This is a genomic window from Pseudonocardia hispaniensis (assembly GCF_042658695.1).
Taxonomy (GTDB): domain Bacteria; phylum Actinomycetota; class Actinomycetes; order Mycobacteriales; family Pseudonocardiaceae; genus Pseudonocardia; species Pseudonocardia hispaniensis.
Map to the genome: position 1 here is coordinate 181,273 of NZ_JBHSQW010000014.1, position 19,078 is coordinate 200,350.

Sequence of the window (19,078 nt, forward strand, 5' to 3'; positions counted from 1 at the left end):
ATGTCCGAGGAACCGCGGGTCACCCTGCTGACCCGCCATGGTTGCACCGCCTGCGGGACCGCAGCGGCCGACATCGAACGGATCTGCGGCGAGCTGGGCATCGGCTGGGCCGTGGTCGACGTCGATGCCCAGCCCGAGCTGCGCGCCGAGTACGGCGATCGGGTTCCGGTGATCATGGTCGACGGTCGGGAGCACGGTTTCTGGGCGGTCGAGGAGGCGCGGTTGCGGGCCGCCCTGGCGGGCTGACCGCAGTTCGCCGGGCCGCTGGCCGCGCGGACGAGCACGCACGCCTGCGGGGCCAGGGCAGCGGGTGCACCGCTGGTCGTGGCCGCCACGGCTGGCGTCGCGCCGGCCTGCGGCGGCACCCGAGGACCGAGGAGGAACACCTGTGCGGATGCGCCATCGACTGGCGGCGACCGGCGTGCTGGCGGCACTGGTCGGCGGACTCGTGGCCTACTCCGCCATCCCCGCCGGTTCGGGGGCGGCACCGGCTTCCGCCGTCCCGACCGTGGCGCCCGTTCCCGCCTCGCGGACCGCGACGGCGAGCGAGGGGGTGACGACGAGCGCCGACGTGTTCGGTCCCGGGTGCGATCGGCTGCCGCAGGGGGACGAACCCGGCTCGCCGGCCGCGATGAGCACACAGCCGGTGGCGGCCGCGATCGCCGCGAACCCGCTGCTGACCGGACTGGCCGCCGCGGTCAACGCCGTCCCGGGGCTGGCCGACGCCCTCGACGCGCAGCAGGGTGTCACCGTCGTCGCACCGACCGACGCGGCGTTCGAGGCGCTGCGGGCGCAGTTGGGGAACGAGCGGTTCACCGCGTTGCTGGCGAACCCCAACGAACTGGGTGCGCTGCTGTCCTACCACGTGGTACCCGAGCGCTACACCGCCGAGGGCCTCGTCGCCGCCGGCCGCACCACTCAGCTCGCCGGGGGGACCGTGCGGATCGGCGGGACCGCTGCCGCGCCGACCTTCACCGACGGTAAGGGCGACGTCGCGACCGTCGTGTGCGGCAACCTCCCCGCTGCCAACGCCACGGTCTTCGTGATCGACACGGTGCTCGTCCCGGCCGGGTGAGCGGAGCCGCCGAAGCGCTCGGCTCCGCTCGCTCGCGACTGAACGCGACGAACGCCACACCCGGTCGGCCCGCGGCTGCGGCCTGAATCACGAGTGGGGCTCCCAGCCCCGGTGGACCCCTTTTCCAGGGCCCTCACCAGGCGGTGAACGGCGGATGTGGGGCGGCCACCGGTCGCCTTTGAGGGCGCTGCCGCCCGGCCCGGACTGCGACCAAGATCGCTACTTTGTGCGTGCCTTCACAAGCGGCTACCGTGTTCATTCGACGCCAGCCACAGGCCCCGGTCACTCCCGGGTCTCGCCTGCTGCGCCCGACCCGCACCCTCTCGCGGATCGTGAAGGACGGACGAACTCGAGGAGACGCCAGCGTGACGTTGCCACCGCACGCAGGTTCCTCGGCCCGCGCCGGCGGCGCCGCCCGGACTGCCGCGAAGCTGGCGCGCTCCATCCCCGAGGCCACCGTCGCGCGGCTGGCCGTGTACCTGCGTATCCTCGGCGAGCTCGCCGAGCAGGGCGCGGACACGGTGTCCAGCGAGGAGCTCGCCGCGGCCACCGGCGTCAACTCGGCCAAGCTCCGCAAGGACCTGTCCTACGTCGGCTCCTACGGCATCCGTGGGGTCGGCTACGAGGTCGTGTCGCTGCACCGCCAGATCGAGCGGACGCTGGGGCTGGATCAGAAGCAGGCCGTCGCGCTGGTCGGGGTGGGCAACCTCGGTCAGGCGCTGGCAGGCTACGGCGGTTTCGGTGTCCGGGGCTTCCCCGTGACGGCGATGTTCGACGTGGACCCGCACATCGTCGGCATCCGGATCAACGACATCGTCGTCGATCATGTACGCGACATCTCCTCGATCTGCGCCGCACGGGGGGTGACGATCGGCATGATCGCCACACCGGGCCCGGCCGCGCAGGCGGTCTGCGACCAGCTGGTGGAGGCCGGGGTCGAGTGCATTCTCAACTTCGCCCCCGTCGTGCTCCAGGTCCCGGAACGGGTCGAGGTGCGCAAGGTCGACCTCGCGGTCGAGCTGCAGATCCTCGCGTTTCACGTGGCGCGCCGACGAGTCGCCAGCACGGACGGAGCCGAGTCGGTGCAGGCCGGGACGAACGGATCGGTGGTGTTGCCGCGATGAGCGGGCCGGTGAGCGAGTCGATGAACCAGCGCCTGCGTGGGATGCTTCCCGAGCGCAGCGAGGGAGTGCAATGAGCGTCTTGGTGGTCGGGATGTCGCATCGCAGCGCGCCCGTCGAAGTGCTGGAACGGGCCGCTGTCAGCAGCGAGGACGTCGCCAAGCTGCTGGACGAGATGCTGCGCGGCGAGCACGTGAGCGAGGTCGTCCTGCTCTCGACGTGCAACCGGATCGAGGTCTACGCGGTCGTTGACGCGTTCCACGGCGGCCTCGCCGATGTCTCCGCGGTGCTCGGCAGGCACGCCGGCCTGCCGCTACCCGAGCTCACCGAGCATCTCTACGTGCACTACGCGGCGTCCGCGGTGCAGCATCTGCTGTCGGTCGCCGCGGGGCTCGACTCGATGGTCGTCGGGGAGTCGCAGATCCTCGGCCAGCTGCGGACCGCGTACGCCCTCGCCGACGAGGCCGGCTCGGTCGGCCGGGTGCTGCACGAGCTGGCCCAGCACGCGCTGCGGGTCGGCAAGCGGGTGCACACCAGCACCGGGATCGACGAGGCCGGCGCCTCCGTCGTCACCGAGGTGCTCGCCGACGCGGCCCGGGTGCTCGGCCGTGCCGTCGGGGACCTCACCGGTACCAAGGCCGTCGTCGTCGGGGCGGGCGCGATGGGCGCGCTCGCCACCGCGCACCTGCGGCGCTCCGGCGCCGCCGAGATCGTCGTGCTGAACCGCACGCTGGACCGCGCGGAGCGGCTGGCCGACAAGAGCACCGAGCAGGGCACGCCCACCCGGGCCGGGCGGCTCGCCGACCTCACCCGCGAACTGGTGGACGCCGACCTGATGGTGGCCTGTACCGGAGCGATCGGCGCGGTCGTCGAGCGCGCCGCGGTCGCCGCGGCCACCGCCGAACGCCCGGATCGGCCGCTGGTGGTCTGCGACCTCGCCCTACCGCGCGCCGTCGATCCCGGCGTCGCGACCGTCGCCGGCGTCACCGTCGTCGATCTCATCACGTTGCAGCGCAGGCTCAGCCGCGGTGCCGGCGGGGGCGCCGTCGCCACGGCCAAGGCGATGGTCGCCGAGGAGACACAGGCCTACCTCGCGGCACAGCGCTCCGCCGAGGTGACCCCGACCGTCACCGCCCTGCGCCGGCGGGCCTGCGAGGTCGTCGACGCCGAGCTGCTGCGGTTGTCGGCCCGGCTGCCCGACCTCGACGAGAGCGTGCGCGAGGAGTTCAGCCGCACCGTCCGGCGCGTCGTCGACAAGCTGCTGCACACCCCGACGGTGCAGGTCAAGCGGCTGGCCGAGGGGCCGGACGGCGGCAGCTACGCCCAAGCCCTGCGTATGCTGTTCGAGCTCGATCCACAGACCCCCGCGGCCGTCGCCACTCCGCTGAGCGAGCTCGACGTGCTTGCCCCGATCTCGGCCGAGGTCGCGCCCGGCGACGAGGAGGCCATCCGGTGAGCAGGATGTCGCACGACCAGCCGCTGCGGGTCGGCACCCGCGGCAGCGCACTCGCGATGGCTCAGGCGGGAACGGTCGCCGACCGCATCCGTGCCGCGGGCCGGCCCGCCGAGCTCGTGCCGGTCAGCACCCCGGGCGACCGGTCGTCGGCGCCGGTCGTCGAGCTGGGCGTCGGGGTGTTCGTCTCGGCGTTGCGCGATGCCCTCGCGGCCGGCGAGGTCGACGTCGCGATCCACTCGTACAAGGACCTGCCGACCGCGCCCGACCCGCGGCTCGTGCTGGCCGCGGTGCCGGTCCGGGAAGATCCGCGTGACGCGCTGGTGGCCCGCGACGGCCGGGTGCTCGGCGAGCTTGCGGCGGGGTCGCGGGTCGGCACGGGCTCGCCGCGGCGGGCGGCGCAGCTGCGGGCGCTCGGGCTGGGGCTGGAGATCGTCCCGATCCGGGGCAACGTCGACAGCCGGATTCGGAAGGTTCATACGGGCGAGCTCGACGCCGTGGTCCTGGCCGCGGCCGGACTGCGCAGGCTGGGCCGGTTGGACGAGGCCTGCGAGCTGCTCGACCCGCTGCAGATGGTGCCGGCCCCCGCACAGGGTGCGCTGGCCGTCGAATGCCGGGTGGGTGCGCCCGGCAGCGCCGAGCACGACCTCGCCCGGTTCCTCGCCGGCACGCTGGACGATCCGGCGGCGCGGGCCACGGCCGGCGCCGAGCGGGCGGTGCTCGCGACGTTGGAGGCCGGTTGCAGCGCCCCGGTCGGGGCGCTCGCCGACGTGGTGTCCGACTGGGAGACCGCTCCCGGTTCCGCCGGGGGAAGCGACGAGGGACGGGTGGTCGACCGCCTCTCGTTGCGCGCGGTGGTCGGTACGGCGGATGGCGGGCTGCTGCGCGCCTCCGCGATGGGAGAGATGGACGACGCCGAGAAGCTCGGCGCGGCGCTGGCCGCCGAGCTGCTCGACATGGGCGCCGAGGTCCTGCTGGGGAGAGCTGGGCGCCCGCAGAACGCTGGATCTGGAGTTGACGAATGAACCGAGCAACCGCAACCCCGGGTCGGATCGCCTTCGTCGGCAGCGGCCCCGGTGACCCCGGGCTGCTGACCGTGCGCGCGCGGGACGTGCTCGCCGGCGCGCCGCTTGTGATCACAGACCCCGACGTACCGGAGGCGATCCTCGCTCTCGTCGCCGAGGGAGCCGAGGTGCGGCCGGCCGTCGGCCAGCCCGGCGACGTGGCCCGCGACCTGGTCGCCGAGGCCACCGCGGGCCGTCCGGTGGCCCGCCTGGTGAGTGGTGACCCGCTCACCGCCGATGCCGTCGTGCAGGAGGCCATGGCGGTCGCCAAGGCCGGTGTGGCATTCGACGTGGTTCCCGGGGTCCCGGCCGGGACCGCGGTGCCCGCCTACGCCGGTGTGCCCCTGGGGTCGGCGCACGTCGAGGCCGATGTGCGCGCCGGGGTCGACTGGGCGCGGCTCACCTCCGCCACGGGCCCCATCGTGCTGCAGGCGGCCCCGTCGCACCTGCCGGAGGTGGCGAGCGCGCTGACCGAGCACGGGCTCATCGAACAGACCCCGGTCGCGGTCACCGTGCGCGGCACCGAGGCCACCCAGAAGACGGTCGAGACGACGCTGGCCGCCATGGCCACCGACGCGGCCGAGCTCGAGGGCCCGCTGATCCTGACGCTGGGCCCGGAGGTCGGCAGGCGGGCCGAGCTGTCATGGTGGGAGTCGCGGGCGCTGTACGGATGGCGGGTCCTGGTGCCGCGGACCAAGGATCAGGCCGGGGTGATGAGCGACCGGCTGCGGGTGCACGGCGCGATCCCCGAGGAGGTCCCGACGATCGCGGTCGAACCGCCGCGCTCGCCCACCCAGATGGAGCGCGCGGTCAAGGGCCTGGTCGACGGCCGCTTCCAGTGGGTCGTGTTCACCTCGACCAACGCGGTGCGGGCGGTGTGGGAGAAGTTCGCCGAGTTCGGTCTCGACGCCCGCGCCTTCTCCGGGGTGAAGATCGCCTGCGTCGGCACGGCGACCGCGGAGCGGGTGCGCAGCTTCGGGATCACGCCTGAGCTGGTGCCGAACATCGAGGAGGCTCAGGAGTCCACGTCGGAGGGTCTGCTCCAGATCTTCCCGCCGTACGACGACGTGCTCGACCCGGTCGACCGGGTGCTGCTGCCGCGTGCCGACATCGCCACCGAAACCCTCGCGGCCGGGCTGCGCGAGCGCGGTTGGGAGATCGACGACGTGACCGCCTACCGCACGGTGCGGGCCGCGCCGCCGCCCGCGCCGATCCGTGAGGCGATCAAGAGCGGTGGTTTCGACGCGGTCTGCTTCACCTCGTCGTCGACGGTGCGCAACCTCGTCGGGATCGCGGGTAAGCCGCACGCCCGCACGCTCGTCGCCTGCATCGGCCCGGCCACCGCGGAGACGGCACGCGAGTTCGGCCTGCGCGTCGACGTGCAGCCGGAGGAGGCCCGGGTCCACACGCTGGTGGACGCGCTGGCCGCGCACGCCGCCCGGCTGCGCGCCGAGGGCGCCCTGCCCCCGCCGCGGAAGGTCAAGGCCCGCCGGCGCTGACCCGCCCCGTGAGTGGCGAGCACCGCGGTGACGCGGCTCGCCACTCACGGGCCGTAGGCTGGGCGTATGCCGTTCCCGACCCAGCGTCCGCGCCGGTTGCGGAGCACGCCCGCGATGCGCAGGCTCGTCGCCGAGACCGACCTGCGTCCGCGGCAACTCGTGCTGCCGATGTTCGTCAAGGAGGGCGCCGCCGAACCGGTGCCCATCGCCTCGATGCCCGGCGTTGTCCAGCACACCCGCGACTCCCTGCGCAAGGCCGCGACCGAGGCGGTCGCCGCCGGGGTCGGTGGGCTGATGCTCTTCGGTGTCCCGGCGAAACGGGACGCCACCGGCAGTGGCGGCACTGATCCCGGCGGCGTGCTCAACGTCGCGCTGCGCGACCTGCGCGCCGAGGTGGGCGACGCGACCGTGTTGATGGCCGACACCTGTCTCGACGAGTTCACCGACCACGGCCACTGTGGCCTGCTCGACTCCTGGGGCCGGGTCGACAACGACGCCACGCTCGCCGTCTATGCGGAGATGGCCGTGGCCCAGGCCGCGGCCGGGGCGCATCTCGTCGGCCCCAGCGGGATGATGGACGGGCAGGTGGGCGCGATCCGGGCCGCGCTCGACGACGCCGGGTACACCGATACCGGCATCCTCGCCTACACCGCCAAGTACGCCTCGGCGTTCTACGGGCCGTTCCGGGACGCCGTCGAGTCGCAGCTGCGTGGCGACCGCAAGACCTACCAGCAGGATGGCGCCAACGTCCGGGAGGCGCTGCGCGAGCTGGCGCTCGACATCGACGAGGGCGCCGATGTGGTCATGGTGAAGCCGGCGATGTCCTATCTCGACGTGCTGCGCGTCGTCGCCGAGCACGCCGATGTCCCGGTGGCCGCCTACCAGGTCTCCGGGGAGTACTCGATGATCGAGGCGGCCGCGGCGAACGGGTGGCTGGACCGGGAGCGGACGATCCTCGAGACGTTGACGGGCATCCGCCGGGCCGGCGCCGACATCGTGCTGACGTACTGGGCCACCGAGGTCGCCGAACGCCTGGGTTGACCCCGGCCGGTCGGTGCGCAGCCGGTGTCAGCACCCCGCTTTCGGGGGCGTGGCCGAGGTAACGGGCCAATCACAGCAGTGACCGGTTGTCCTGCTTTCGTGGACATGACCGGTTCCGCGTCCTACGTTCTGCGTCGTGACCACACCTCCCGACCCGCGCTGGCAGGGCCAGCCCGACTGGCAGACCCCGCACAACGCGTCACCGGAGCACGGGGCGCCCACCCCGCAGCAGGGCGGTGGCTACCCGCCGCAGGGTTCGCCCCCTGCATGGGCTCCCCCGCCGGGAGCCGCCGAGCCCGGTTATGGCCCGCCGCCGGGGTACGGGCCGCCGCCGGGGTACGCGCCGGAGCAGGGGTACGGCCCGCCGCCGGGGTACGGGCCGCCGCCGGGGTACGCGCCGGAGCAGGGGTACGGCCCGCCGCCGGGGTACGCGCCGCCGCCGGGGTACGGGCCTGCGCCGGGGAGCCAGCCGCCGCCTGGCGCCGGGTTCAGCATCGCCGCGGTCAAATCCGCCTACGCGGACGCCCGGCCGCCGAAGGAGGTGCACCAGGCGTTCCTCGCGCTGATGGGAGCACTGGCGATCGGGGTGCTGTCCTCGATCGTCGCGCTGGTGTTCGCCGCGATGGTGCTGTCCAGCTACGCCGTCGGCTACGGGCTCGGCAGCTCGGTGGCCACCCTGGTCATCACCTTGATCATCTACGCGCTGGCGGTGTTCGTCGCCGTACAGATGCGGGCGGGCCGCAAGTGGGCGCGCACCACGATCGCGGTGCTCGGAGGTATCGGGCTGGTGTTCGGGGTGATCGGGCTGTTCGGCGCGTTCGGGCTCGCCGCGGCGGTCTACGGCGGGCTCTACACGATCGTGAGCCTGCTGCTCAGCGTTGCCCAGTTGGCTCTGATCGCCGTCGCGCTGTACCTGATGTTCCGTCCGCACGTGCACGCGTACTTCCGCTGATCGGTGTCGCCCGACCTCTTGGGCGACGCGGCCAGGACGATCATTCTGCTCGCTGGAGACGGAGAGTGAGATGAGCTACGACCCCGCTTCCCCCGACGACCCTGCGCGGTCCTCGCCCGGCGGTGGCTGGCAGCAGCCCTACCCCGGGCAGTACGCCCAGCAGCCGCCGGGGCCGCCGCCCGGTGGCCCGCCGCCCGGTGGCTACGGCGGTCCCCCCGCCGGTTACGGGCCGGGACCCCAGGACCAGGCCAAGGGGTTCTTCTCGGCGCTGTTCGATTTCGGCTTCAACCGCTTCGCGACGCCCACGGTCGTCAAGGTCGTCTACATCCTCGGCACGGTGGTCCTCGGGTTCGCCTATGTCGCAGTGATCGTGGCGGGCTTCAGCGAGTCCCTTCCGTACGGTCTGCTCGCGGTCGTCGGTGGGGCGATCGCGTTCCTGTTCTATCTGACGCTGTTCCGGATCACGCTCGAGTTCTACTACGCCGTGGTCCGCATGTCGGAGGACATCCATCACCGGCGTTGAGGCCCTGGTGATGGCGCCGGAAACCACCGCTTCCGCAGCGGGTGCCGCGGTTCGATACTGGTCGCCGAGCGCATTTGGACACATCGGTTGATCAGCCATACGGTGGTGCAGTGAGTACATCGCCGGACCCACAGGGCCAGCCCGGCCAGCACCCGGACCAGCCGGCCGGTCAGGGCCGCGAGCAGCACGAGACGGGGCCGCCCGAGGGTGGCTGGCCACCGGGCGCGAATCAGGACCCGCAGCACGGGGCGCCGGACCAGCCGCCCTACGGCCAGTATCCGTACGGTCAGCAGCCCTACGGCCAGCCTCCCGACCAGTCCCAGTACGGCCAACAACCGTACGGCGCCCCGTACGGTCAGCAGCCCTACGGCGTTCAGTACGGTCAGCAGCCCTACGGAGCCCCGTACGGCCAGCCGCCCTACGGGCAGTATCCGTACAACCCCTATGCCGCGGCGCCGGCGGGCCTCGACGAACAGGCGCAGCCGGTCTCCCGCCCGCCGGCGGTCGCGCTGTCGCTGGTGCTGCTGGCGCTCAGCGCGCTGCCGTTCCTCGCGAGCGGTGCGCTGCTTCTGCTGGCCCCGCTCAATCTCGCCGGTCTGCCGCCGGAGATCGGCCTGGACCAGGCGATGGCCGACGCGGGCGTCACCCCCGATCAGGTGATCGCGTTCCTCCGCGTGCTGAGCGGATTCGTGCTGGCGGTGGCGCTGCTCTACGTGGTGTTCGCGGTGTTCGCCTTCCTCGGCCACGCCTGGGCGAGGGTTGTCGTGACGGTCATGACGGTCCCGTTCGTGATACTGCTGCTGCTGGGGATGAGCAGCGGGGTCGACCTGGTGAGCCTGGGCATCCTGCTGGTGCTGTTGCTGCTGTGCGCCGGCGGTACGGCCTTGCTCTACGCGCCGCCGTCGAGGCAGTACTTCGCCGCCTCCCGCCGGTAGGGGCCCGGCCGCCCACACCGCCGACCGGCTGCGAGACTGGAGGCCGTGAGCTCGCCGTCGACCCCCGCCCCACCGTCGTTCCTCGTTCCGCAGGCCTCGTCCCGGCTGTTCGAGCGGGCGACCGCGGCCATCCCGGGCGGGGTCAACTCCCCGGTCCGGGCGTTCAACGCCGTCGGCGGCACGCCGCGGTTCATGGTCTCGGCCCACGGGCCGTGGCTGACCGACGCCGACGGCGAGCGCTACGTCGATCTGGTCTCGTCGTGGGGCCCGATGATCCTCGGGCATGCGCACCCGGCCGTCGTCGAGGCGGTGCGCGCGGCGGCGGGCCAGGGGCTGTCGTTCGGCGCCCCGACCCCGGCCGAGATCGAGCTCGCTGAGGAGATCATCGCCAGGGTCGCGCCCGTCGAGCAGGTCCGGCTGGTGAACTCCGGAACCGAGGCGACGATGAGCGCGATCCGGCTGGCCCGGGGTATCACCGGCCGGCGGGTGGTCGTCAAGTTCGCCGGCTGCTACCACGGGCACGTCGACGCCCTGCTGGCCCAGGCGGGCTCGGGGGTCGCGACTCTCGGTCTGCCGACCAGCCCCGGCGTCACCGGGGCCCAGGCCGCCGACACCGTGGTGCTGCCCTACAACGACCTCGACGCGGTCCGTGCGGTGTTCGCCGAACGCGGCGCCGAGATCGCCTGCGTGATCACCGAGGCCGCCGCGGGCAACATGGGTGCGATCGCGCCCAGGCCGGGCTTCAACGCGGGTCTGCGCGAGATCACCCGCGAGCACGGCGCGCTGCTGGTGATGGACGAGGTGATGACGGGCTTTCGGGTCTCCCCGGCCGGCTGGTACGGACTCGAAGGCGTGCCCGGAGACCTCTACACCTTCGGGAAGGTGATGTCGGGCGGGCTGCCCGCGGCCGCCTTCGGCGGGCCCGCGGCACAGATGGCCCACCTGGCGCCCGCCGGGCCGGTCTACCAGGCCGGGACGCTGTCGGGGAACCCTGTCGCGGTGGCCGCGGGCCTGGCCACGCTGCGGCACGCCGACGCTGCCGTGTACGCCGCGCTCGACGCCAACGCGCACCGGCTCGGCGGGCTGATCGACGAGGCGCTGACGGCGGCGGGGGTCGCGCACCGCGTGCAGTACGCGGGCAACCTGCTCTCGGTGTTCTTCACCGGCGAGCAGGTGCACGACTACGCCGGTGCGCAGGCGGCCGAGACCTTCCGGTTCCCGGCGTTCTTCCACGCGCTGCTCGAACGCGGGGTGTACCCGCCGCCGAGCGCGTTCGAGGCGTGGTTCGTCTCCGCCGCCCTCGACGACGAGACGTTCGAGGTCATCGCGAACGCCCTGCCCGCCGCGGCGCAGGCCGCCGCCGCCGCGAGGCCCGCGGCATGAGCACCACGACCCGGGTGCATCTGCTGCGTCACGGCGAGGTGCACAACCCCGACGGGGTGTTGTACGGGCGGCTCCCCGGTTTCCGGCTCTCCGACAACGGCCTCGCGCAGGCGGAGCAGGTCGCCAAGGCCCTGGCCGAGAACGACATCACCGTCGTGCTCGCCTCGCCGCTGCAGCGGGCGCAGGAGACCGCCGCACCCCTGGCCGCGACCCACGGCGTCGAGATCCACACCGAGGACCGGCTCATCGAGGCCGCCAACCGGTTCGAAGGCAAGACGTTCGGGGTGGGCGACGGGGCGCTGCGGCGTCCGCGGAACTGGCCGCTGCTGACCGACCCGTTCACCCCGTCCTGGGGCGAGCCCTATCTGCGGATCGCCCACCGGATGCTCGCCGCCGCACTCCGGGCCCGGGAGCTGGCCGCCGGCCACGAGGCGGTGTGTGTGTCGCATCAGCTGCCGATCTGGACGCTGCGCCGCTTCCTGCTCGGGCAGCGGCTCTGGCACGACCCGCGACGACGGCAGTGCGCGCTGGCCTCGCTGACCACGCTCGAGTTCACCGACCAGGAACTGACCGGGCTGTGGTACAGCGAACCGGCCGGTGCGAGCGATCCGACGGTGACCGGCGCATGATCCGGCTGCTGACGTTGGTCACAACGCTGCTGCTGCTCGCGGGGTGCGCGACGGCGGGAAAGGACGCCGTCGCCGTCGGCGGGGAGTTCCAGTTCGTCGCACCCGGCGGGCAGACCGAGATCCGCTATGACCCGCCCGAGTCCCGCGGCACGCTCCCGCAGCTGGCGGGGGAGAGCCTGCTGCACCCCGGGCGGACGATCGGCGTCGGCGACCACACCGGCAAGGTGCTTGTGATCAATATCTGGGGCTCCTGGTGCGGGCCGTGCCGGGAGGAGATGCCCGATCTCGAGTTCGTGCTCGACCAGACCCGGGCCGACGGGGTGGCCCTGATGGGCATCGACGTCCGCGACGACCGGGCCGCCGCCACCGACTTCGTCCGAGACCGCGGTCTGAGCTTCGACTCGATGTACGACCCGCCCGGGCGGGTGCTCGCCGCGCTGTCCGGCTACCCGCGCAATACCGTCCCGTCGACGATCGTGCTCGACCGCCAGCACCGGGTGGCGGCGGTGTATCTCACGACGATCCGGGTGGCCGAGCTGATCCCGCTGGTCAAGCGACTCGCGGCCGAACCGTCCGGATGAACGGGATTCAACTACATCGTGTAGAACCCGGTGGGCGCGCCGGATCAGGCCCCACCTAACCTGGTGGTCGATGGACCCTTCGACCACCCTCGCGATATCGGGACCGCTGCTGGCCGCGGTCGCGGTGGCGGCCCTTGCGGGCGCGGTGAGCTTCGCCTCACCCTGCGTGGTCCCGTTGGTCCCCGGATATCTCGCCTACCTTGCCGGTCTCGTCGGAGCCGACGCCCCGCCCGCCACCGTTGCCGAGGCACAGCTCCGGCGCTCGGGCCGATTCCGGGTCGCCGGGGCGGCCGCGCTGTTCGTCGCCGGGTTCACCGCCGTGTTCGGCACGATCCTGCTCGGGGTCGTCTGGCTGGCCGACACCTTGGTGCGCAACGAGGCCGTGCTGCAGCGTGCGGGCGGGCTGGTGATGATCGTGATGGGGCTGGCGTTCGTCGGCCTGCTGCCCGCGCTGCGCCGCGAGCGCCGCGTGCAGTGGGTGCCGCGGGCCGGGCTGTGGGGCGCACCGCTGCTCGGCGCGGTCTTCGGCCTCGGCTGGGTGCCGTGCGTCGGCCCGACGCTGGCCGGGGTGGTCGCGGTCGCCGCCGGGACGGGTGGTGGATCGATGCGGGGGGTCCTGCTCACCCTCGCCTACTGCGCCGGGCTGGGAGCGCCGTTCGTGATCATCGCCCTGGGCGCGTCGAGCGCCGTGCGCGCGCATGCCTGGCTGCGCAGGCACACCCGGACGATCCAGATCGGCGGTGGGGTGCTGCTGGTCGGGGTCGGCCTGCTGCTGTTCACCGGCCTGTGGGGCGGTCTGCTCGCGCAGTTGCAGGTGTCCATTGCCGGCTTCACCCCGGCGCTGTAGCGGGCCGCCGATGAGCTCGCCACCGACCGCGTCCGCATCGCCGCCCGAGGCGGCACCGGGTGGTGCCGCGCCGCCGGACCGGGCTCCGACCGCCCTTGCCCGGCTGCTGGCGCTGAGCCGCAACACCTGGCGCGGGCTCACCAGCATGCGCACCGCGCTGGTGCTGCTGTTCCTGCTGGCGCTCGCGGCGCTGCCGGGGGCGCTTCTGCCGCAGCGATCGCTCAACCGGTCTCTCGTCGACCAGTACTTCGCCGACTACCCGTGGCTCGCGCCGATCCTCGACGACCTGGGGTTCTTCGACGTCTTCGCCACGCCCTGGTTCGCCGCGACCTATCTGCTGCTGATGGTCTCGCTGGTGGGCTGCGTGCTGCCGCGGACCGTCGAGCAGCTGCGCGCGGTGCGGGCCGCACCCGTCACGACCCCACGCAACCTGTCGCGGCTGCCGCACCACGCGTCGGCCGTCCTGGACGCGGACGTCGAGACCGTGCTCGGCCGGATCCGCGACCGGCTCGGCGCCGGGCGCCGGTTCGGCTGGCGGATCGCCGTGCGCGAGGAACCCGGCGGGGTGCGCACGGTCTCGGCGGAGAAGGGCTACCTGCGCGAGGCCGGCAACCTGCTGTTCCATCTGAGCCTGGTCGGGCTGCTGATCGGGGTCGCGGTCGGCAAGCTCGTCGGATACGAGGGCCAGGTCATCGTGCTGGCCGGGGGCGGCCAGTTCTGCAACACCTCGATTCTGGGCTACGACTCGTTCCGCCCCGGGCTGCGCGTCGACGGCACCCAGCTGGAACCGTTCTGCGTCAAGGTGGACGACTTCGACGCCGACTACCTGCCCAACGGCCAGCCGGAGAGCTTCCGCGCCGGCATCGGCTACCAGACCGCCGCGGACCTCGCCGCCGGGCACATCGACCGGTGGACGCCCTACCCGCTGGCGGTCAACCACCCGCTGCGCATCGACGGTTCGCGGGTCTACCTGCTCGGCCACGGCTACGCGCCGCGGTTCACCGTGACCTGGCCCGATGGTCAGCAGCGCACCGGCGAGATCCAGTGGAAACCCGTCGACCAGGCCACGCTGCTGTCGGAGGGGGCCACCAAGTTCGAGCGTCCCGGGGTGACCGACCCCGAGCAGCGGCGCACCTCCCAGCTCGCGGTGACCGGGCTGTTCGCGCCGACGAGTTCCGGCGGCGCGCTGGTCACCTCGGTCTTCCCCGGCCTGCGCGACCCAGAGGTCGCGGTCGACGTGCTGCGCGGGGATCTCGGCCTCGACGACGGGCGCGGGCAGTCGATCTTCTCGGTGGACCAGGGCAAGGTCGAGTCCGGTGCGCTCACCCGGGTGGCGCGGGCCAATCTCGTGCCGGGGGAGCAGGTCACGCTCGACGACGGCACGACGGTGCGCTTCGACGATGTCCGACAGTGGGTGTCGCTGCAGATCAGCCATGACCCGGGCCAGACGGCCGTACTGGTGTTCGCGGTCACGGTGATGCTCGGCCTCGGCCTCTCACTGTCGATCAAGCGGCGCCGGTTCTGGGCCCGGGTGACGCCCGGGGCGGACGGCTCCGGACCGGTCACCGTCGAGCTCGGCGGCCTGGCGCGCACCGACCGGGCCGGCTACGGCGAGGAGTTCGACCGGCTGCGCGCAGACCTGCTCGACCCGCCGACCACGGACCTTCCACCGAACACTCAACCGGGGGACACCTGATGCCGATCGATCCGGTCCTCGCGCTGTTCAGCGACCGCTTCTTCTTCGCCGCGGTCGCGGTGTACACGCTGGCGATCCTGCTGCACGCCGCGGAGTACGTGGCCGCGCGGGAATCCTCGCGGGTTCCCGCCCTGGTCGGGGCGGGTGATGCGGACGAGGCCGCGGCCACCGAGCCCGCCGGGAGATCGGGCTCGGAGCGGTTCGGGCGAATGGCCGTCTCGGTCACCGTGCTCGGTGTGCTGCTGCACGTCGCGTCGATCGTGCTGCGCGGGCTCGCGACCGAGCGCTGGCCGCTGGGCAACATGTACGAGTTCACCGCGGCGATCTGCCTGGCCGCGGTGGTGACCTGGCTGGTGGTGCTCCGCCGGTCGCCGTCGCTGCGGCCCGCCGGGGTGTTCGTCCTGCCGCCGATATGGATCCTGATGTTCCTCGGTGGCACCGTGCTGTACGCGCAGGCCGCACCGGTCGTACCCGCCCTGCAGTCCTACTGGCTGGCCATTCACGTCACGACGGTGACGATCGCGTCCGGGCTGCTGGTCGTCGCCGGGGTCGCGAGCCTGCTGTACCTGCTCGCGAACTCGGGGAAGGCCGCGGAGCTGGTGGCGAAGCTGCCGACGACCGCGGCGCTCGACCGGCTGGCCTACCGGGTGACCGTCGTCGCGTTCCCGATCTATACCTTCGCGGTGATCGCCGGCGCGATCTGGGCCGAGGCGGCGTGGGGCCGGTTCTGGGGATGGGACCCCAAGGAGACGGTCGCCTTCGTCGCGTGGGTCATCTACGCCGCCTATCTCCACGCCCGGGCGACCGCGGGCTGGCGCACCACCCGCGCGGCGTGGATCAACTCGCTGGGCCTGGCCGTCGTGGTGTTCAACCTGTTCTTCATCAACATGGTGGTCGCGGGTCTGCACTCCTACGCCGGGATCGGTTGATCGCGCCGACCTGATCTCGACCATGACCGCCTGTCGGACTACCGTCGCTGTTCGTGAGCGAGCGAGAGCCGCAGGACTTTCCGGACGGTTCGGTCGGCCGTTACGTCCGTGAGCGGTGGGGGATCGACCCGTCGACCGCGAACCCTCCCCGGGGTGAGGTCCCCGCGCCGCCCGCTCCGCGTCCGGAACCGGAGCTCGAGTCGCGGCCCGCCCCCCGCGGCTACGTGGACGCGCCGGTGCGCCCGGCCGGTGAGGTCTGGGGTGCGGTGGACCCCGCGCGGCCCGCCGAGGATCTCGAGGCCGAACTCGAGTCGCTCGCTCCGCAGCGGGAGGCCGATCCACCGGCGCCCCGGGAAGCCGCCCCCGCCACGCCTGAGCGTCCCGACGCCCAGGCCTCGCCGGCGTCCCCGCCGCCCCCGGTCGAGCCGCCCCCGCCGGCGCGGCCCAGCGGCACGGGATGGATCGATCCGGGCGCCGTGGCCGCCCAGGAGGCTCAGCGGGCCCGGATGGGGGTGACCGACCTCGCCGGTGCGGCCGATCTGTCCTCGGCGCGGTTGCTGCGCCCGTCGAAGCGCCCGCCGCAGTCGGGGTGGCGCCGGGTTGTCTACCGGCTGTCCGGACGGCTGGTCAATCCGGGCGAGAGTCCCGCCGACATCCGCAAGCGCGAGCTGACCGCCCGGGTCAACCAACCCCTGCTGGGCTGCTACAAGATCGCGATGCTGAGCCTCAAGGGAGGCGTCGGCAAGACCACGGTGACGGCGACGCTCGGCGCGACCTTCGCGTCGATGCGCGGCGACCGGGTCGTCGCGGTCGATGCCAACCCGGACCGCGGCACACTCAGCCAGAAGATCCCGCTGGAGACCAGCGCCACCGTGCGGCATCTGCTGCGCGATGCCCAGCGGGTGCGCCGCTACACCGACGTGCGCGCCTACACCTCGCAGGGCCCCTCGCGGCTGGAGGTGCTCGCGAGCGACCAGGATCCCGCGGTGTCCGAGGCGTTCAGCGAGGACGACTACCGGCGCACCGTCAACCTGCTCGAACACTTCTACAACATCGTGCTCACTGACTGCGGTACCGGGCTGATGCATTCGGCCATGTACGGCGTGCTCGGCGTGGCCGATCAGTTGATCATCGTGTCGTCCGGCTCGATCGACGGCGCCCGCAGCGCGTCAGCCACGATGGACTGGTTGGACGCCCACGGGCACGCCGATCAGGTGGCCAACGCGGTCGCGGTGATCAACTGCGTGCACCGGAGGGCGGGCGGGGTCGATCTGGACCGAGTGGCCGAACACTTCGCGTTGCGCTGTCGCGCGGTCGTGCGCATTCCGTTCGATGCTCATCTGGAGGAGGGCGCGGAGGTCGATCTGGACCGGCTCGAACCGGCGACCCGGATCGCGCTGCTCGAACTGGCGGCGTCGATCGCCGATGGCTTCCCGTCCTGACGTCAGCTCGTGGGCGGGTCCTTCCGGCGCCGGACGGTCTCGTCGAGGTGACGCAGGAACTCGGGGTCGTCGTCCGGTCCGCTGGCCCGTGACCGGACGGTGCCCGCGGACGGCCGCCGCAGCACGTGCCGCAGGTCGGGACGGCTGCTCTGCCGTTCGACGTTCATCGCCTTCCACAACAAGAACCCGATGACCAGAGCACCGGCAAGCGTCACGACGAACAGCAACACAACCACCTCCGGGCTTGAGGTTAGCCCAGGCGTGGCACGTGCAGAGTCAAGAACCCGGCCGGTTCCGGGCCCTTCCCCCGGTTCGACCGATGATCAGCTCCGCGTCGGTATGGTCGCTTCGCTGGTGAGTTCGGCGAGCATCCCGCGCACCTCGGACTCACGGAAGCGGCGGTGTCCACCGGGCGTGCGGATCGAGCCGATCCGCCCGGCCGAGGCCCAACGGGTCACGGTCTTCGGGTCGACGCGGAACAGCGTCGCCACCTCACCGGGGGTGAGCAGCCGCTCGTTCTGGTTCTGGGTCGGAGTCGACATGCGGGCCTCCATATGTTGATTTCCGGGCTATCGTGACACCTCGGACCCCAGGTACTCGAACGGTTGTCTGAAGGTAAAGGGCTTTTAAAGGACGAATCGGACGGGTGTGGTACCGGTTCCTGCCGCGCCGATTCGGACGCGGTCGTACCCTCGGGGTATGTCTCCCCCCGCGTCCGAGCCGCCGGGTGCCCGGCCGGAGCGCCAGCCAGGGCTGGCCGCGACCGTCGCGCTCTACACGTTGGCCCGGCTCGCGCTCGTCGCCGCCATCGCCAGTTTGCTGATCTTCGCGGGCGTCCCGCTGCTGCTGGCCCTGCTGATCGCGCTGATCGTCGCGCTGCCACTATCGATGTTCCTGTTCCGCGGGCTGCGCGACCGGCTCGAGGCCGCGATCGCCGCCGCCGGTGCGCGGCGCTCGGCCGAGCGTTCGGCGCTGCGGGCCCGGCTGCGCGGGGAGGTGCCGCCGACCTCAGACGAGGCCGCCGACGACGGAGCCCAAAGCCAGCCCGACGGCGGTCGCGGCTGACCACACCAGCAGCAGGATGCCGGTGTCGCGCAGCACCCGGATCAGCGTGCGCCCGTCCGCCCCGCCGAGAACACGGCGCACCTGGGTGAGGGCGAGCGGCAGCGCGAGCAGGCCGAGCGCCATCGGCAGGCTGCGCAGTGCCGACAGCAGCGACAGGACGAACGCAAGGACGACGAGCGCCGCATAGAGTCTGCGGGTATCGGTGTCACCGAGCAGGACGGCGAGAGTGCGCTTGCCCGCCATCTCGTCGGTCGGGATGTCGCGCAGGTTGTTGGCCACCAGCACCGCGCAGGTCAGCACCCCGACGCCGACGGCGCCGACGAGTGCGAGCGGTCCGGGCGCGCCGCTTTGGGTGATGACCGTGCCGAGCACCGCGACGGGCCCGAAGAACACGAACACCGCGACCTCGCCGAGTCCCGCGTAGCCGTAGGGCCGTTTGCCGCCGGTGTAGTACCAGGCGCCGACGACGCAGAGGACCCCGACGCCCAACAGCCACCACTGTCGGCTCAGCGAGACCAGGGTGAGCCCGGCGAGCCCGGCGACCGCGAAGCCGACGAAGGCGGCCGAGCGAACCTGCGCCGGGGCCGCCGCCTTGGAGCCGACGAGCCGCTGCGGCCCGATTCGGGTGTCGTCGGTGCCGCGGATGCCGTCGGAGTAGTCGTTGGCGAAGTTGACCGCGATCACCAGCGACACCGCCACGACCAGCGCGAGCAGCGCTCGTCCCGGTGCGACGGTGCCGCTACCGATGGCGGCGCCGGTGCCGACGAGGACCGGAGAGATCGCGGTCGGAAGGGTGCGTGGGCGGGCACCTTCGACCCACTGCGCCAGGGTGGCCACCCGCGC

At 72.7% G+C, this 19,078-nt stretch carries 21 protein-coding genes; 18 read left to right on the forward strand and 3 right to left on the reverse strand.

Annotated elements, in window-relative coordinates; all coding sequences use genetic code 11:
• The 17 genes from ACFQE5_RS07270 to ACFQE5_RS07350 all read left to right on the forward strand — a co-directional run bounded on the left by ACFQE5_RS07270 (position 1) and on the right by ACFQE5_RS07350 (position 17,170).
• On the forward strand, positions 1-246 hold the full coding sequence (locus tag ACFQE5_RS07270; protein ID WP_379584038.1) for a glutaredoxin family protein: 246 nt from the start codon (positions 1-3) through the stop codon (positions 244-246).
• Between the two features lie 148 nt (positions 247-394).
• Complete coding sequence (locus tag ACFQE5_RS07275; protein ID WP_379584039.1) at positions 395-1,075, forward strand: fasciclin domain-containing protein; 681 nt, start codon at positions 395-397, stop codon at positions 1,073-1,075.
• 365 nt (positions 1,076-1,440) lie between these two features.
• Entirely contained in the window at positions 1,441-2,199 is a 759-nt protein-coding gene (locus ACFQE5_RS07280) for a redox-sensing transcriptional repressor Rex (protein ID WP_379584040.1), read from the forward strand.
• 70 nt (positions 2,200-2,269) lie between these two features.
• Positions 2,270-3,652: a glutamyl-tRNA reductase gene (locus ACFQE5_RS07285; protein ID WP_379584041.1), complete on the forward strand. Its 1,383-nt coding sequence runs from the start codon at positions 2,270-2,272 to the stop codon at positions 3,650-3,652.
• Between the two features lie 5 nt (positions 3,653-3,657).
• Positions 3,658-4,674: a hydroxymethylbilane synthase gene (gene hemC, locus ACFQE5_RS07290; RefSeq protein ID WP_379584079.1), complete on the forward strand. Its 1,017-nt coding sequence runs from the start codon at positions 3,658-3,660 to the stop codon at positions 4,672-4,674.
• Entirely contained in the window at positions 4,671-6,212 is a 1,542-nt protein-coding gene (locus tag ACFQE5_RS07295) for a bifunctional uroporphyrinogen-III C-methyltransferase/uroporphyrinogen-III synthase (RefSeq protein WP_379584042.1), read from the forward strand. The genes hemC and ACFQE5_RS07295 overlap by 4 nt, the downstream gene beginning before the upstream one ends.
• 66 nt (positions 6,213-6,278) lie before the next feature.
• On the forward strand, positions 6,279-7,253 hold the full coding sequence (hemB, locus tag ACFQE5_RS07300; protein WP_379584043.1) for a porphobilinogen synthase: 975 nt from the start codon (positions 6,279-6,281) through the stop codon (positions 7,251-7,253).
• Between the two features lie 136 nt (positions 7,254-7,389).
• A complete protein-coding gene (locus ACFQE5_RS07305) occupies positions 7,390-8,205 on the forward strand; it encodes a hypothetical protein (RefSeq protein WP_379584044.1) in 816 nt (271 codons plus the stop codon).
• 70 nt (positions 8,206-8,275) lie between these two features.
• Positions 8,276-8,728, forward strand: a complete 453-nt coding sequence (locus ACFQE5_RS07310) for a DUF4282 domain-containing protein (RefSeq protein WP_379584045.1) — start codon at positions 8,276-8,278, stop codon at positions 8,726-8,728.
• Between the two features lie 110 nt (positions 8,729-8,838).
• A complete protein-coding gene (locus ACFQE5_RS07315) occupies positions 8,839-9,663 on the forward strand; it encodes a hypothetical protein (RefSeq protein ID WP_379584046.1) in 825 nt (274 codons plus the stop codon).
• Positions 9,664-9,708: 45 nt separating this feature from the next.
• Entirely contained in the window at positions 9,709-11,046 is a 1,338-nt protein-coding gene (gene hemL / locus ACFQE5_RS07320; RefSeq protein ID WP_379584047.1) for a glutamate-1-semialdehyde 2,1-aminomutase, read from the forward strand.
• Positions 11,043-11,675: a histidine phosphatase family protein gene (locus ACFQE5_RS07325; RefSeq protein WP_379584048.1), complete on the forward strand. Its 633-nt coding sequence runs from the start codon at positions 11,043-11,045 to the stop codon at positions 11,673-11,675. Before hemL ends, ACFQE5_RS07325 begins: the two co-directional genes overlap by 4 nt.
• Positions 11,672-12,256: a TlpA family protein disulfide reductase gene (locus ACFQE5_RS07330; protein ID WP_379584049.1), complete on the forward strand. Its 585-nt coding sequence runs from the start codon at positions 11,672-11,674 to the stop codon at positions 12,254-12,256. The genes ACFQE5_RS07325 and ACFQE5_RS07330 overlap by 4 nt, the downstream gene beginning before the upstream one ends.
• Before the next feature lie 70 nt (positions 12,257-12,326).
• Positions 12,327-13,103: a cytochrome c biogenesis CcdA family protein gene (locus tag ACFQE5_RS07335; protein WP_379584050.1), complete on the forward strand. Its 777-nt coding sequence runs from the start codon at positions 12,327-12,329 to the stop codon at positions 13,101-13,103.
• 10 nt (positions 13,104-13,113) lie between these two features.
• Entirely contained in the window at positions 13,114-14,799 is a 1,686-nt protein-coding gene (resB, locus tag ACFQE5_RS07340) for a cytochrome c biogenesis protein ResB (protein WP_379584051.1), read from the forward strand.
• Positions 14,799-15,728, forward strand: a complete 930-nt coding sequence (ccsB, locus tag ACFQE5_RS07345; protein WP_379584052.1) for a c-type cytochrome biogenesis protein CcsB — start codon at positions 14,799-14,801, stop codon at positions 15,726-15,728. The genes resB and ccsB overlap by 1 nt, the downstream gene beginning before the upstream one ends.
• A gap of 53 nt (positions 15,729-15,781) precedes the next feature.
• Positions 15,782-17,170 (forward strand): MinD/ParA family ATP-binding protein, encoded by a 1,389-nt coding sequence (locus ACFQE5_RS07350; protein ID WP_379584053.1) that lies wholly within the window; start codon positions 15,782-15,784, stop codon positions 17,168-17,170.
• Between the two features lie 2 nt (positions 17,171-17,172).
• Here the strand turns inward: ACFQE5_RS07350 and ACFQE5_RS07355 are convergent, their stop codons facing one another.
• Both ACFQE5_RS07355 and ACFQE5_RS07360 read right to left on the reverse strand, forming a co-directional pair.
• Positions 17,173-17,406, reverse strand: a complete 234-nt coding sequence (locus ACFQE5_RS07355) for a hypothetical protein (RefSeq protein WP_379584054.1) — start codon at positions 17,404-17,406, stop codon at positions 17,173-17,175.
• Positions 17,407-17,493: 87 nt separating this feature from the next.
• A complete protein-coding gene (locus ACFQE5_RS07360; protein WP_379584055.1) occupies positions 17,494-17,712 on the reverse strand; it encodes a BldC family transcriptional regulator in 219 nt (72 codons plus the stop codon).
• 157 nt (positions 17,713-17,869) lie between these two features.
• On the opposite strand from ACFQE5_RS07360, the gene ACFQE5_RS07365 reads away from it, so the two are divergent.
• On the forward strand, positions 17,870-18,235 hold the full coding sequence (locus ACFQE5_RS07365; RefSeq protein WP_379584056.1) for a DUF4229 domain-containing protein: 366 nt from the start codon (positions 17,870-17,872) through the stop codon (positions 18,233-18,235).
• Here ACFQE5_RS07365 and ACFQE5_RS07370 read toward each other — a convergent pair.
• Entirely contained in the window at positions 18,179-19,072 is an 894-nt protein-coding gene (locus ACFQE5_RS07370) for a 1,4-dihydroxy-2-naphthoate polyprenyltransferase (protein WP_379584057.1), read from the reverse strand. The genes ACFQE5_RS07365 and ACFQE5_RS07370 overlap by 57 nt on opposite strands.
• Between the last annotated feature and the right edge of the window lie 6 nt (positions 19,073-19,078).